Below are 14,225 nucleotides of genomic sequence, written 5' to 3'. Positions count from 1 at the left end.
AGAGGCTATAGGGAGGCGGACGGACAGTTGCGCGGAACAGCGTCGAGCACGGAGAGGACGGCTCATGGCGGAGACCGAGGTCCGAGTCCTTGCGAAGTCGGATCATCGAGCCGCACACGACCTGGCGAGAGCGGCGCACCACACCCCACCGATCTCCGACGCGGAATGGGCGTACGTGGGGGATCTCCACGAGCCCGGACTGGCTCTGGGCGCGTTCCTGGGCGGAGAGCTGGTCGGTACGACCCGGCTCCTGCGGTCGCGACTCGCGCTGCCCGGCGGGGCGACCGTGCCCATGGCCGCCGCGACCGGAAACGGCGTGCGCGCCGACCGTACGCGGCGTGGAGTCTTCACGCGGCTGGAGCGCGAATCCCTTGCCCTGGCCGTGGAACAGGGGTTCTCCGTGGTGGGCAGCCGCGTGAGCGAGGCGACCATCTACCGCCGCTTCGGCCACGGGGTCGGCAATCTGTCCCGCGCGGTGCGACTGTACCCACAGGAAGCCCGGCTGCGGCCCGAGGTGCACCGCGGCGGCGAGGTGCGGCTGATCGACGGTGAGTCGTCGATCAGCCTGCTGCCCCGGGTGTACGAACGGCTCGGCCCCTACCGGCCCGGTGTCATCGGACGTTCCGCGGCCTGGTGGAAGGCCAAGTGGGAGCCACTGGTGCGCTCGGGCAAGGGTCCCGTGGTCGCCGTGCACTCCGGACCGGACGGTGATGACGGCTTCGTCGTGTACCGGGCGATGCGGAGTGGGGATTCCGGCGCCCGTGTCACGCTGATGGTCACGGACTTCCACGCGGCGAACGCGGAGGCCGTCGCGGGCCTGTGGCGCTTCCTGCTGGGGGTGGACCTGGTCGAAGAGGTGTGTGTACGCCGCCGGCCGACCGACGAACTCGTCGAGGGAATGCTGGTGAACTGGCGGGCCTGCCGCACCCACTCACTCGATGACGACCTGTGGCTACGGCTCGTCGACCTGCCGAAGGCGCTGGACGCACGTGCCTACGGTGACGGTGACCCCTTGGTGCTGGAGGTCATCGACGAGCTGCTGCCCGCCAACTCCGGAAGCTTTCGGATCTCACCCGACGGCGTGGAGCCGACATTGGACCAAGCGCAACTGTCCTTGAACGTCGACGCGTTGGCCATGGTCTACCTCGGCACCACGAGTTTCGCGACTCTCGCCGGGATCGGCGATCTGCGGATGACCGACGGCAAGGCCCTGCCGAACGCGGACCGGCTGTTCGGCACCCGCACGGCGGCCTTCTGCGGGACCACTTTCTGACCTGCGGGCGGTGGGTGCTCCGGGGAAAGCAGGTCGAGCCCGTTCTCAGTTGAACATGTTCAATAATGCTGCCAGGATGACGGGCACGTGCTCGACGACCGGTCGAACCCGGGGCGTTCGTGTGTCCCGCCGAAAGTGTTGGGGTGGCGTGAGTTGCGTTCCTGTCGGTCAGTCCTGGTCCTCGTTCCCGTCGCGTTCGCCCTTGTCGCATGTGGCAGGCTCGCCTTCCCGCCAGTCCCGGACGGCAAGCCGGCCGAGCTGCCCCGATCGCAGACAGCGACCATGTGGGGCGACGGCGCGGGCGGAACACTGGAGCTGAAGCCGGACGGAACGTTCACTGCCGATGATGTCTGCGGTGATTACCACTTCTCTGCCTATGGGCCGGAGAACGACCCCCGGTCGGGATCGGGTACCTGGGGCGACGATGGCTCGGAGGGACAGAGCCGCGTCACGGTGTCGTTCGAAGCCGATCGCGTGAGCTCCACCTACGAGGCCCTGCGCGAGGGCAAGACGCTGAAACTCTGGACCTATGTCGGGGACCCCGACGAGGGCCACTCGCTCTGCATCCTGACCCTGCGCCAGGGCTGAATCGGCCCCTGACCGGCCATCGCTCGGTCGTCTCCACGCTGAGTCTCACCGCACGCTGCCGCGGGTTGTAGCCAGAACCGACGCCCTCGACCAGCACGACGTCCCCGTCTGGGATGAGCGCCGGACGGGACGGGCCGCTCAGCCCCGACTCTCGTCGCTCCGCAAGCACCGCGTCTGCTCGGTTCTGCCTGGCTCGACGGCAGACGAGGCGGGAGCTCCCCGCGCAGTGAAGGCGCCCGGCGACATCAAGCCGCCGGGCGCCTTTGGAGCATCGACTCACCGCTTACGAAAGGGACTTGTAGCCGCTCCAGCCGCTCGCGATCTGCGCCCGCGGGCCGAACGAGCCCTTCCCGTCCCCGCTGTTGCGCCACACGTTGCCGTTGGTGTCGCGGGAGACCAGGTCCGGCCTGCCGTCGTCCGTGATGTCGCCGACTCCGACGACCGCGTTGTACGAGCCGCCCCAGTTGGACAGCACCTTGACGCGGGCCGCGAACGTGCCGTCGCTCTTGCCGTCGTAGCGGTAGAGGTTGTTGGACGTGTCCTGGGCCAGGAGGTCCGCGGTGCCGTCGCCGGTGATGTCGCCGGTTCCGACGATCTTCTTGTAGCCCTTCCAGTTGTCGTAGAGCTTGACGCGGGAGGCGAGCTTGCCGTCGCTCGTGCCCTTGTGGAGGTAGACCGCTCCGGTGGACGAGTTCCTCGTGATCAGGTCCGGGCGGCCGTCGCCGCTCACGTCGCCGGGCGACGTCAGGACGTCGTACTGCGTCCAGCCGCCGGCCGCGAGGGTCGTGTACGACGTCGACGGCTTGACCGCCGCCCCGCAGCCCGGCTTGTACAGCCGCAGTGCGCCGCTGCTGTAGCGCACGAGGACGTCGTTGCAGCGGTCGCCGCTCAGGTCACCGAAGGGGACCGCTTTGACGGTCGTCGGCCAGCCGGTGCCCGTGTACTTGTCGCCGAACCTGCCCGTGCCCGTGCCGCTGTGGAAGGTCAGTCCGCCCGAGGAGTTGAGGGTGAGCAGGTCGCCGCGGCCGTCGGCGCCGTCGGGGCTGACGAAGTCGTGGCGCACGGCGGCGCCGCGCTGCAGGAAGCCCTCGCCGCCGGTCACCGTGTTCGCCGCGGCGGTGCCGAGGCCGGTCGCCTTCAGGGTCCAGGTGAAGTGGCCGTTGGGGAAGTAACTCCCGCTCGCCGTCCTGCCGTTCCAGGTCGCCGTCACCCTGCCCGGGGTCGTGCCGCCGGTGAGCGTACGGGTGGCCTTGCCGTTCGCGCCGCTCTGCACCGAGGTGAAGGTGAGCGACCAGGAGGTGACCGGGCGGGACAGCACCCAGTGGCCCTCGAAGGGCATACCCGGGTCCACGTAGCTGCCGGCCGACGTCTCGAAGGCCGTGACGGCGGACGGGGCGACGCCCGTCGTGGTGACGTGCGTGCGCTCGTAGTCGTCGAACCAGGCGACCAGGCCGGTGTACTCGTCGACCGTCCAGCGGTAACGGCGGTCCGCGGTCAGGCCCTTGTCGGCCAGGTCGGAGGCGATCACCCGGGTGGTGCCGGCGGTCGCGTCGGTGAGCACCAGCGTGCCCGCGCCATGGTCGTGGCGGACGGTGAAGCCGTCGCCGAGGAGCACGTCACCGGGGGTGACCGCCGTCGACGTACCCGCCTTGGTGTCGTACACGCCAGCCGAGTCCGTCCCGCAGGCCCAGTACACCCAGCGGCCCGCCGCCTGGAGCTCGCTCGGCGTGCAGGCCAGGCCCGGGACGGTCACCGTGGCGAGCGTCTTCGCCAGCGGGACGCTGTACGAGGTGAGCGTGCCGACGGTGGTGGTGGCGCTCCAGAGGGTGGAGCCGTTCAGGGCCGCGGCGCGCACGGACCGCTTCAGCTTCTGGCCCTGGCCGAACTCGCCGACGTACTGCGCCGGGGTGGTGCCACCGGAGTCGAAGACGGCGTAGTCGTCGGAGACGTCGACGATTCGGCCGCCCTGGCCGCCGAAGTCCAGGTAGTGGCCGCCGATCTCCACCAGCCGGTCGTCGCCGAGGCCCTCGCCCTCGTCGGTGCCGCCGCCCGCGTCGAGGTAGACGTCCCGGGCGTCGAGGTTCCCCCACAGCGCCGAGCACGTGCTGCCCTCGTACGGGCAGAGGGCGGAGTGGATCGAGCCGCCCACCGTGGCCTCGGACGCCGTCAGTGTGGCGGAGCCGTCGGTGGTGAGGGTGCGCACGGACGTGGTGTCCGCGATGGCGTTCGGGTCGTCCTCGACGACGCGCAGGCTGCCGCGGCTGAGCGCGATGCCCGTCTTGGTGTTCTCCAACGCCGGTGCCTGCTGGACCTTCTCCAGCTTCAGCGTGCCGTCCTCGGCCTGGCGCACCCGCTGCACCCACCAGTCGGTGGCGTCGGTGCCGCCGGAGACCAGCGCGCTCCTGCCACCGGCCGCCAGCGCGTACTCGCCGGCGCTCGCCAGCAGGGTCTGCTGCACCGAGGGGTCGTTCACGTTGACCGCGAGCAGCTGGGAGCCGAGCGAGCTGGAGGACAGCGGCAGCAGCAGCCAGTCGCCGACCAGGACCGGGTCGCCGTCGAGCGTCCCCGGGTTCGTGGGCAGCGTGACGACCTGCTCGGCGGCGGCGAGGTCGGTGCGTGACTTCAGGTGCAGCTCGGCGGTGCCGGCCTGGTACCAGCCGATGCGGTCCTCGCTCATCACGTGGTGCGAGGCGTAGGTGGCGTTGGTGAACACCTGGGTGTTCACGGCCGAGGCGACGTCGATGTAGCCGATCCTGCCGGTGTCGACCGACCAGAGCACGCCGGAGGAGTCCGCGCCGAGGACGTCCGTGCTCCCCACGGCCGTCGGGTCACCCGTCACCTTGCGGGGGCGCCACTCGCCGTCGACCTTGTCGATCAGGGAGTAGGTGGTGACGACCGTGTTCCCGGCGAGGGCTCGGTAGTAGCCGTGGGTGGTGGAGCCGGCCCAGCTCAGGCTCTGGGTCGTCGCCGTGGCCGGGTCCCAGAGCGTGACATACGACGAGTACGTCACCGACGACGGCGCCAGGGCGACCAGGTCGCTGTCCGACCCGTACCAGGCCGTACGGCACTCGGAGTCGATGTAGTAGCAGGCCGTGGACGGGGCGTAGACGCTGCCGTCGGCCTTCTTGACGGTGACGGTCCTGCCCGTCGCGTAGTCGGTCCACAGCATTCCGGGCCTGCCGGTCTGCCGGTGCAGGAAGCCGCTGTCGCCGGCGACGTACGGGCGGTCGGTACGCGGTGTGGTGGTGCTGGGGTCGACCAGCGTGATCGCTGTGGTGTCGGCTCCGGCCGCGTCCGCGGATCCGCTGCCCTCCGTCAGGACGGTGACGGACGCCGCTACGACGGCGATGACGAGCGAGGAGACGGCAGCGGCCAGCCCGCCCCGTCTCGGGGCGTGTCTGCCCACGTGAGTTCCCTCCCCTGCGGGGGCCCGCGCCCTCGCACAAGTGGCCGGATCTTATCAGGGGGGTGTGGCGGAAAATGCGTGCTCGCGCAGGTGAAAGGGGGTGGTGGACAGGCTTCGGCCCCGGAATCAGGCGGGTTCCGGTGCTTCGGTGAACAGGCCGCTCGGCATGGGGGACGGACAGCGACGGATTCAGCCACCGGGAGGCCGCGCTCAGCTCACCAGCAGGGCGCTGTCCCATGACGTCGCCGGTACGTTCCCCGTGGCGTAGGTGTGGAGGGCGAGGGCGATGCCCGCGGCTCCTTCCAGAAAGCCGGGGCGGTCGAGAGCGCGGGGCGCGAGAGCATGGCGGTAGCGGAAACCGAACGGCGCCTCAGGGTCGAACCCGCCCATCACCCGCACCGCCAGCCCGTCGGCGACGGCGTGGTAGCTCGGGTCGGCGCTGTCGTGTGCCATGCGCAGCACGATCTGAAGCAGGCCCGCCCAGCCGTGGCACAGCGCGGAGTCGAGGATCAGCTCGTCGTTCGCCGCGGTCAGCGCACCACGGAGGGCGGCATGTGCGTCGGCGCGCCAGTCCGCACGGTCGAGGGCGGCGCCGGCCAGGTACACGGCACGCGCCGCACCGGCGGCGCCGTAGCACCACGAGTCCCGCCCGCGTTCCGGCGGTTTCCCGCTCTCGATGTGTGCCGCCGTGACCAGGTGCGGCCAGCGCGGGCCGGCGTCGTCGGTCGTGCGCCAGCGGGACAGCAGCGCCATGATCCGCTCGATGGCCTCGTCCTGACGGTCCACCCGGAACCCCGCCCGCCAGGAGACCGACAGGAGCGCGAGCGGTCCGCAGACGCCGTGTGCGAGACCGAAGTTGGCATGCTCGGCGAGGCCGTGCTCCAGGCCATCGGTGATCCACCACGTGGGCAGCCGGGTGCCGTGGCGCGCGATGTCGTCCGTGGTCGCCACGGCCACCAGCGACTCCAGCACATCGGTCAGCGCGAGCCCCGCCGCCTGCCGCACGGCCGGCTCGGCCGCCGACTCGTACCGGGCCAGCAGGTAGCGGCCGATGCCGGTGGTGCCGCCGAGGACGTCGTAGCGGTCCCACGCGCCGATCGGCTCTCCGGTGCGCACCCGCTCCCGGTCGGCTCGCGCGCGCATCCGAACCTGGTCGGTGATGTGCCGGTCGAGACCGGCCAGCATCGTGGCATAGCCGCCGAATCCGGTGGCCGCGGTGTGCCCGGCGAACGCGAGCGCCACCATGCCGCCGAACAGTGACTGCGGCAGCAGCCGGATCCCGCTGCCGAGCGCCGCGGACAGGTGCGCGTGTGCCCGACGGCGCCGCTCCGGTGCCCCCACGGCCAACTCCGCGAACAGCAGCCCGACTCCGGGGTGACCGTCCAAGAGCAGCAGCGGATCCCACACCGGTTGCGGGCTGCCCGGATAACGCATCAGGTTGTCCGGCGCGCCCGCGATCCCGGCCACCCGGTCGGGCTCCGCCAGCCGGTCGGCGATCTCGGCGACGATCCTGGCGGCCGCCTCCCCGTGGGCCGGCGCCCGGTCAGTCGGTGTCGGTGCGGGTGACGGCACGGAAACTCTCCAACTCCTGCAACAGGTGGCGGACTTCCGCGCGTTGGGGCACGGGCAGGTCGCTCACGCGTACCACTTCGCCGGCGTTCAGCCGGTCAAGGACCGCGAGGGCCGCGGCGCCGACCGTGCCGGACGAGACGTTGCCGTTCGCGGCGAACCTGCGGGCACCGTCGCCGGGCGCGGCCAGCAGGGGAGCGCAGCCGCGCACGGGGGTGTCGTCGTCGAGCGGGCGGAGCCCGGCGGGCGGCCGGGTCGGCCAGAACCCGCCCGCCGTTCTGACCCGCAGGGCCAGAGAGGTGGCCCGATCGGCGAACCGGTCCTCGCTCAGCCACTCCGCGAACGCGTCCACCGCGTCGGCAAGGGCCGTGGGCAACGCACCGGCCAGCTGCCCGTCCGGACCGGCATCCGGGGTGAACAACGGGGCCGACGCCACCGGTTCGGTGCCGCGGAAGAGGTCTTTGATCTCGTAGTACGGCCGGTGCTCGCGGCGGGGAATGCCCACGTTGACACTGGTCGCCGGTGCGTCGCCGGTGCTCTCCCCGACGTGGTAGTACCGCGCCGGCCAGTAGAGCAGATCTCCCGGCTCGACCTCGGCGACGAACGAGGACGCCAGGTACGGCTGGTAGTCGAGGATCGTGTGCACCGGATCCGACCACGGGCGCTCGGCCCAGAATCGCATCCGCTTGGTGCCCCGCACGCAGTACATGAAGGTGGCGAAGCGATCCTGGTGCACGCCGACCGGGCTGTGCTCGTAGGAGCCGTGGAACAACGTGGAGCCCGCGGTGTGCGTCGGCTGACCGACCCGCTCCCACAGACCGGCGTAGAACCGTTGCGCGCGTGCCCACAAGGGATGGGAGAACGCGTGGAACCGGTGCACCACGAGGGCGTAACGCTGCCGGTTCAACCGGTCGGCCATGCGCCGCTCGTAGCTGTCGAACGAACGGTCCGACAGGTCCGGCAGACAGTCGCGCGGCTGCGTCTGCTGCCGCCGCTCCACGAGGAACTGCACGTTCCCCGGCACGGCGAGCGGATGCGGCGGCCTGCTGCCGAGCACGGCGGTCTCGAACACCTCCGCTTCGGCGAACGGTGCGCCGCCCACACCCTTGTACAGCACGGGTTTCCGGTCCCAGAACCGGTCGACGAAGGTGTCCCAGTCGAAGGACGCCCCGGTGGTCACCGTCAGCGCGGCGGTCTCGGCGGTCTCGGCCGTCTCAACTGTCTCGGCCGTGTGGGCCGTGTGAGCCGTGTCGGCCGTGTCGGTCAGCTCGGTCATCGCGCAGGCACCTCGACCACGTCGATGCCGCGCAGCCGGTACAGCTTGTCCAGCAGCGCGAGCACACTCTTGTCGTTGACACTCTTGTCGTTCGTGGTGTCATCGCCGAGGGCCCGGCACACGTCGGCGACGCCGATCTCCTCGCCGTCGCCCAGTGCGGCGAACGCGCGGTCGCTCGCGGCTGTCGGCAGAGTGAAGACGTTCCCGTTGACCGCCCACACCTCGCGCCCCGGCCCGTCGGGCATCCGGACGATCTCGCCCGACCGGCGAATCCGGGTCCGCCGGGTCATCGGGATGCCCTCGCGCGGCACCGGAATCGGTTCGAGACCGGCCGCGGAACGCAGCGCCGCCCAGCGGACCCGCAGCATCCTGCGCAGCTGCTCGCCGTCCACGACCGTACGCAACTCGTCGCCCAGCGCGGTCAGACGGGGCAACACCCCGCCCGGCTCGTCGACGCGGGACCCGGGACCGAACGGGAAGTACGGCACGGTCTCGTCGTTGCCCTGCCGACCGTGCACCAGCTCGGCGAGCAGATCCCGCAAGGCGGTGAACGGCAGCCGCCGGTCGACCGGAATCCGCAGGCGCAGCGCCACACACCCCTCGCGGTAGGTGTCGACGTGGCGCCGGTCGCCCGGCCAGTACAGCAGCTCTCCGGCATCGGCACTCAAGGTGTGCACGCCGTCCAGGTCCCGGTCCGGGTCGGCGACCGCGGCCGGTGGGGGACCGCCGCGCTCGTCCCACAGCCGTACGTCCATCCGCCCGCGCAGCACCCAGGTCAGCGCCGCGTGCGTCGGTGCCTCGGTCGCGCCGGCGTGCTGGGTGAACCGGTCGCCGATCAGCACCTCGGCTTCCACCGGGAGATTCGGCCAGCCGACCGCCCGCCACAGCCCGCGGATCGCGTCACGTACCGCTGACCACAGCGCGAAGTCCAGGAGCAGCGGCTGATGCACCGTCAGCAGGTAGCCCTGCCCGGACACGTCGGCATCCAGCCGGCCGAGGTAGTCGTCCAGGGTCCGGTCGGTGGTGTCCGGCAGCAGTGTGCCCGGCGCGCGCAGCCGGCCGTCGCCGACCAGGAACCGGACATCGGGCATCACCCAGAACCGGGTGCCGGCGCGGAACGGTGCGCACGACTGAACGGTCAGCGCGTGGATCCGGTCGAGGCCCACCGGCGGCCGGGCGCACAGCCGGGTGGGCCGCCTGTCCCAGTACCGCTGCCCGAACAGCGCCCAGTCGACGTCGTCCGGCGCCTGCCGAACCTCGTGGGTCAGCGTGGTCATGATGCCTCCCTCCCCGCCAGGGGGAACCGCTGCCGGATCCGGTCCGCGTACTCCGCCAGGGGCTCCATGCCCATCGAGGCGCGCCGGCGGTCCACGTCGTCCGGCTCCTCGATCCGGTACGGCACCAGTTCCCCGGCCACCGGCTCGAACTTCGTGCCGTACACCTGGGGAAGCCCGTCGGCGAGGCGCAACTCGTCGGTCAGCGACGCGACTTCGCGCCAGGGGAGATCACCGTCCGCCGCCGCCTGCCGCATCAGCTCCAGACAGTGCCGACGGAAGTCCAGGTGATCTCTCGCGTGCTGTACGAGGCGACTCGCGGCGGCGGCCGCCGCGGCACCGACCATCGTGCGCCCCGGCCACCCGTGGTCGGCCACGACCTCGGACAGCCACGCGATGCCGGCGTCGGTCAGGGTCCGCAGGCGGCGCTCGGCGACGCCGTCGACCATGCCGCCCTCCGCCCACGGCATCCGGAGGGCACCGTCGAGCCGGTCGAGGCGCAGCAGCCGGCGCCGGATCTCCCCGGCGGGCGCCGGCTCGGCCGGGATGTCCGGCGCGTCCACCGCGTCGATGCGCAGCCGTACCTTCTCCTTGTTCCAGATGTAGGTGACCCGCCTGCCCACCTCCGGCCAGTCGAAGCCGACCTGGCCCTCGGCAGGACTCTGCAGGTGCAGCCGCACACCCAGCGACTCGTCCGTGACGACGTGCTCGGTCACGTCGTCGAACACGTGCTCCACCGCGTCCCGAAGTGCCACTCCGAGACCGGCGAGTTCGAGGTTGGCGCCCTCGAGCAGCGCCGGCAGCGGGGGCCAGCCGCCCTCGGGTTCCGGCCGGGCCGCGACCCGGGCCGTCCCGAACGGCAGTGGCGGCGGCTCGACCCGCAGTACCGGCCCGCCCTCCAGCGAACGGACGAAATAGGGCACGTCCATGCGTCGGAGCTGGTCGAGTTCCGCCCGGTCGAAGTGGACGTCCGGCTCGGCGGGCACCGGTGCGGCGCCGCCGCCGGACAGCCAGCGTGGCACCAGCGCGTCGAAGTACCGGAACGTGGGTTGGCGCAGCACCCGGACGTAGTGGCCGGCCGTGGCGGTCGACAGGAACCGCCGAATCGCCGGCCGCTGCCGGCACATCAGGGTCCAGGCGTCGAACATGCCGCGCAGCATCGCCGTCAGGTAGGGGCCGTACCCGGCCCGCCCATCGGAGTCCGCGACGACGTTCCTCGTCTCGTCCCGGGCGAAGGGCCGACGGCGGCGGTACAGGCGCAGCGCCCCTGCCGGCTCCGCGTGCCAGCACACCGGCGGGCCCTCGGCGGAGCACCATCGTGGGGTGTTCTCCAGACCGACGTGGTGCTGGTCGACCTCGGCGGTCGGGTCGTACAGCAGGCCTGTGTCGTAGAGCCGGGGAATCCGGCAGAAGTAGATCTCCAGATCGATCGGGTACAGCAGCGGTTCGCGCTCGCCGGGCCTGCTCCCGGTCACCACGTTGCTGCCGATCAGGTCGGTGATCCCGAAGGCGAACGTCGCGGAGGTCAGCGAGCCGGTCCGGTGCCAGTAGCGTGCCGCCTCCCGTCGGGTCAGCCGGGTGCCGGTCAGCGACCACGGCCCGGAGGTGCGGATCGGCCCCCACTGCGCGGGCGGCTCGATCCACTCCTGCCACAGATACCCCTGGTCGGCGCCGGACCAGCACGAGAGCACCGGCAGCCGGATCTCACCGGACGCCGCGGGCGCGTTGTTGAGCAGTTCGAACAGGGAGGCCGGCGAGTCGGCGGCGCCGCACGCGGTGAACAGCAGTTCGCCGGACGCCGGACGCGGCTTGTACGCGACCCGGCCACCGCCGGCGCAGTCGAGGCGCACCACCCGTTGGCGGCCGTTGTGGGTTTCCTCGCCGTGGGCCCACAATCCGACGACCGGTCCCCGAAACGCCGGGTCCTCTGGCCAGCAGGTATTCATGTCCCGCAGTAACCGGTCGAGGAAGAGCGTCAGAAACGCCTCGCAGCGCGCCGCCCATTCCGCAACCCGGTCCCGGGCGTAGTGTGGCCGCCCGGTCGCGCACGCCACGAATGCTTCGGAAACGACCGGTCCGAAAATTTCGGCGTTGGTAATGTCAAGGACTCCGGTGGCGACAACCGTCGAATAGTTTCGCGCGGCGGAAACACACCAGCCGTCCAACCGATCCAACAACGCGAGCAGCGGCGCGAACCGCCGGTCCCCGAGCGCGTGCGCGAGCATCCGCGCGTCCGCCGCGCCACCGAGCAGTCGGTCGACCGTGACCGTTCCCTCCGGGCCGGCCGTGACGACCGGCGGGAACAGCCCGCCCGCGGTGCCCTCGCGGACGGCGTCGATCAATCGCCGTGCCACCGCCGGAAGTTCGGCGGGAACGTCCTGACCGGCGTCGCCGGTCGGGGCACGCATCACCCAGAGCGGATCGATGTCCGCCGGCGCATCCGACAAAGCCGCCCTCTCGACTCGTTGCTGCGGGACGCGAGACCGATCCGGGCGGTGCCGCCATCAGCGGCACCACCCGGCACGCATCAACAGCAGTAGACGCTCGCGCACGAACCACAGGCGGTACCGCTGCCCGAATTCGTCGGGGACGCAAGGGGCGGAATTTCCTGTTCCAGATCGCCGATCACCAGGTCGAATACCTCATCGGCGCTCTGGTCCGCCTCGACTCGGCCCTTTTCCTCGACAGCCTGCATGAACACACTCCTCCCGTGCTGAGTTATGAATGTGAGGCCCAGTACAACTGGGCCGAATATTCATGTCAAGAGAGCCCTGTTTGCCACGCCCACCATCAGATCCAGCCGAATTCCGGCAATCTCCGGCCCGCATCATTCGGGTCGCTCACACTGATTCGGTCGACAAACCAAGATCCGTCGACAAACCAAGATCCGTCGAAAACCAAGATCTCTGGGAGGCAGCATGGCTCGCATCACGTCGTACGTACGCCACCGCCTGGGCAGGATGCGCGGCACTTACCTCTACCCGTACCCGACCTGAGCGCGCTCCGGCCACGCACTGCGGCCGTACGCGGGCGAAGGAACTCCAAGGAACTCCAGGGCCGCCGCTGTGCGGCCCTGGAGTGCTGCCGGGAGAGCGCGAACGCGAAGGGGCATGATGGCGGCCGTCGACTCGGCTGATGAACAGCCGGAGCAGCTCATACCGTGGGCTACGGGTACGTCCGGCACGGTATGGCGGGCATCGGACGCCTACGCGTACGAGCAGGACCCCGTCAGGTTCCTGTCGGAGGCGGTCGGTCGGTGCGGTGACACATTCCGGTTCGGACGGAACGCGGTCTTCCTCGGTGACCCGGACGAGGTGCACACGGTTCTCACCGAGACGGGGCGCGCGTTCCACACCGGACGCGACATCCTCGACGGCTTCCGCAGCAACCCCGACGAGATCACCGCACTGTGGATGCGGGGACGGCGGGCCGGCCGGGCCGGGCTCACGGCACGCGCGGCCTCGGCCGGGGCGCACCGCATGCGCGAGCGGATCCGCGCCGACCTGGCCGCCCTCACCGGGCGGCCGGTGAACGCGGCCGACGAGGCTCCCGGACTGTGCTCACGCGCGGCGCTCGCCTACTGCCTCGCCGCGGTCCCCGACACACTGCCCGCCCGCCTCGCGACAGCCGCTGAACGGCTCACCGGCGTCCTCGACGCGACGCTGCCGGTTCCCGCCTGGGTACCCGGCTCGGCCGCCCACCGCGCCCGTGCGTCCGTACGCTCCCTCGCGAGCGTGCTGACCGAAGTCGTCGAAGAACGCGGGCGCGGCGGCGAAAACGGGCACGGGGATCCCGACTTGCTCGACGCGCTCCTGACAGACGCCGACGCCTCCGTCCAGGACGCGAGGGCCGCCCTCCAGATGACCCTCACCGGCACACATGTGGTCCCCGGCGCCGCGCTCACCTGGCTGCTGGCCGAACTCGCCACGCGAAAGGGGCTGTTGGGGTCCATTCGCGCCGAGGTCACCGCTCGCGGGATGGACGGCGACCTGCCCTACACCACCGCCGTCGTCAAGGAATCCCTGCGGTTGCACCCACCGGTCTGGCTGATGACCCGGGACGTCGCCCTCCCCGCCAAGGTCGCCGGGTACGAGGTCGGCCCCGGCGACCAGCTGGTGTTCAGCCCGTACCTTCTCCAGCGCGACGCACGCTGGTGGGACGACCCCGACCGCTTCCGGCCCGAGCGCTGGCTGCACGAGTCACCGGCACGCCGCGCCCGCCACGCCTACATCCCGTTCAGCGGCGGCGCCCGTATCTGCGCCGGCTATCGGCTGGGCCTTCTCCAACTCACCCTTGCTGCCGCATTGTTGGCCACCGAGTACACCGTCGAGGCCGTGGGCGAGGCCGACTTGACCCCCACCTGGGAGAGCGTGCTCGCCCCGACCGGCCTGCGGGTGCGGTGGGATCCGACGCCGACTCGATGACCGCCCCGAGGTCTTCGTCGGCCTTCTTCGCTCTTCTTCGGTCTTCTTCGGTCTTCTTCGGGGCGCCTCTCGTCGTGCTGCGGCCGCTGATCGCTGATCGCTGATCGCTGACCGCTGACCGCCGACGGCCGGGTGGCCTGGGGAAACACTCCTCGTCACCTGGTCGTCCGTGTGCACGATGCGGATCCGGGACAGCGTCCAGTTCCGAAGTGCCCGCCTCGACCTGTCGCGTGGGTCTCATGCCTCCAGGGTCATGAGCGCCGAGGTGACGATCGGGTGTCGAGCCGCGGGGCCGCTTTGATCAGCGCAGCCATCTCCCGATCGCTCTGAACCGCCTTGGAGAGCGCCTCAGCACATGACCAGCGACCGGGACCGGGCCATCGCGGACCGGCTCGGGGCCATGATCCGCGAGGGT

Annotated in this window: 9 protein-coding genes; 3 read left to right on the top strand and 6 right to left on the bottom strand. The window is 71.1% G+C overall.

Going from position 1 to position 14,225, the window contains the following annotated elements:
• The first annotated feature begins 64 nt into the window (after nucleotides 1-64).
• Both JIX55_RS22550 and JIX55_RS22545 read left to right on the top strand, forming a co-directional pair.
• Nucleotides 65-1,273: a GNAT family N-acetyltransferase gene (locus JIX55_RS22550; RefSeq protein WP_257565109.1), complete on the top strand. Its 1,209-nt coding sequence runs from the start codon at nucleotides 65-67 to the stop codon at nucleotides 1,271-1,273.
• Nucleotides 1,274-1,555: 282 nt separating this feature from the next.
• Nucleotides 1,556-1,861, top strand: coding sequence for a hypothetical protein (locus tag JIX55_RS22545; RefSeq protein WP_257565108.1), 306 nt, complete (start codon nucleotides 1,556-1,558; stop codon nucleotides 1,859-1,861).
• A 283-nt stretch (nucleotides 1,862-2,144) separates the two neighbouring features.
• On the opposite strand, the gene JIX55_RS22540 is transcribed toward JIX55_RS22545, so the two are convergent.
• From JIX55_RS22540 to JIX55_RS22515, 6 genes are all read right to left on the bottom strand, one after another.
• Complete coding sequence (locus JIX55_RS22540) at nucleotides 2,145-5,267, bottom strand: FG-GAP repeat domain-containing protein (protein ID WP_257565107.1); 3,123 nt, start codon at nucleotides 5,265-5,267, stop codon at nucleotides 2,145-2,147.
• A gap of 210 nt (nucleotides 5,268-5,477) precedes the next feature.
• A complete protein-coding gene (locus JIX55_RS22535; RefSeq protein WP_257565106.1) occupies nucleotides 5,478-6,839 on the bottom strand; it encodes a lanthionine synthetase C family protein in 1,362 nt (453 codons plus the stop codon).
• The gene (locus JIX55_RS22530) at nucleotides 6,811-8,112 is read right to left on the bottom strand and encodes a cupin-like domain-containing protein (RefSeq protein WP_257565105.1); all 1,302 of its coding nucleotides are present in this window, start codon (nucleotides 8,110-8,112) and stop codon (nucleotides 6,811-6,813) included. The genes JIX55_RS22535 and JIX55_RS22530 overlap by 29 nt, the downstream gene beginning before the upstream one ends.
• Complete coding sequence (locus tag JIX55_RS22525) at nucleotides 8,109-9,389, bottom strand: hypothetical protein (protein WP_257565104.1); 1,281 nt, start codon at nucleotides 9,387-9,389, stop codon at nucleotides 8,109-8,111. The genes JIX55_RS22530 and JIX55_RS22525 overlap by 4 nt, the downstream gene beginning before the upstream one ends.
• The gene (locus tag JIX55_RS22520; protein WP_257565103.1) at nucleotides 9,386-11,794 is read right to left on the bottom strand and encodes a type 2 lanthipeptide synthetase LanM; all 2,409 of its coding nucleotides are present in this window, start codon (nucleotides 11,792-11,794) and stop codon (nucleotides 9,386-9,388) included. The genes JIX55_RS22525 and JIX55_RS22520 overlap by 4 nt, the downstream gene beginning before the upstream one ends.
• A gap of 119 nt (nucleotides 11,795-11,913) precedes the next feature.
• Nucleotides 11,914-12,081, bottom strand: coding sequence for a hypothetical protein (locus tag JIX55_RS22515; protein ID WP_257565102.1), 168 nt, complete (start codon nucleotides 12,079-12,081; stop codon nucleotides 11,914-11,916).
• A gap of 415 nt (nucleotides 12,082-12,496) precedes the next feature.
• Between JIX55_RS22515 and JIX55_RS22510 the strand changes: the two genes are divergently transcribed.
• On the top strand, nucleotides 12,497-13,810 hold the full coding sequence (locus tag JIX55_RS22510; protein WP_257565101.1) for a cytochrome P450: 1,314 nt from the start codon (nucleotides 12,497-12,499) through the stop codon (nucleotides 13,808-13,810).
• Nucleotides 13,811-14,225: the final 415 nt, after the last annotated feature.

It is taken from the genome of Streptomyces sp. DSM 40750 (assembly GCF_024612035.1).
GTDB lineage: Bacteria > Actinomycetota > Actinomycetes > Streptomycetales > Streptomycetaceae > Streptomyces.
The sequence above is the reverse complement of the archived record's forward strand: the minus strand, read 5'-3'. Positions and strand labels throughout refer to the sequence as shown.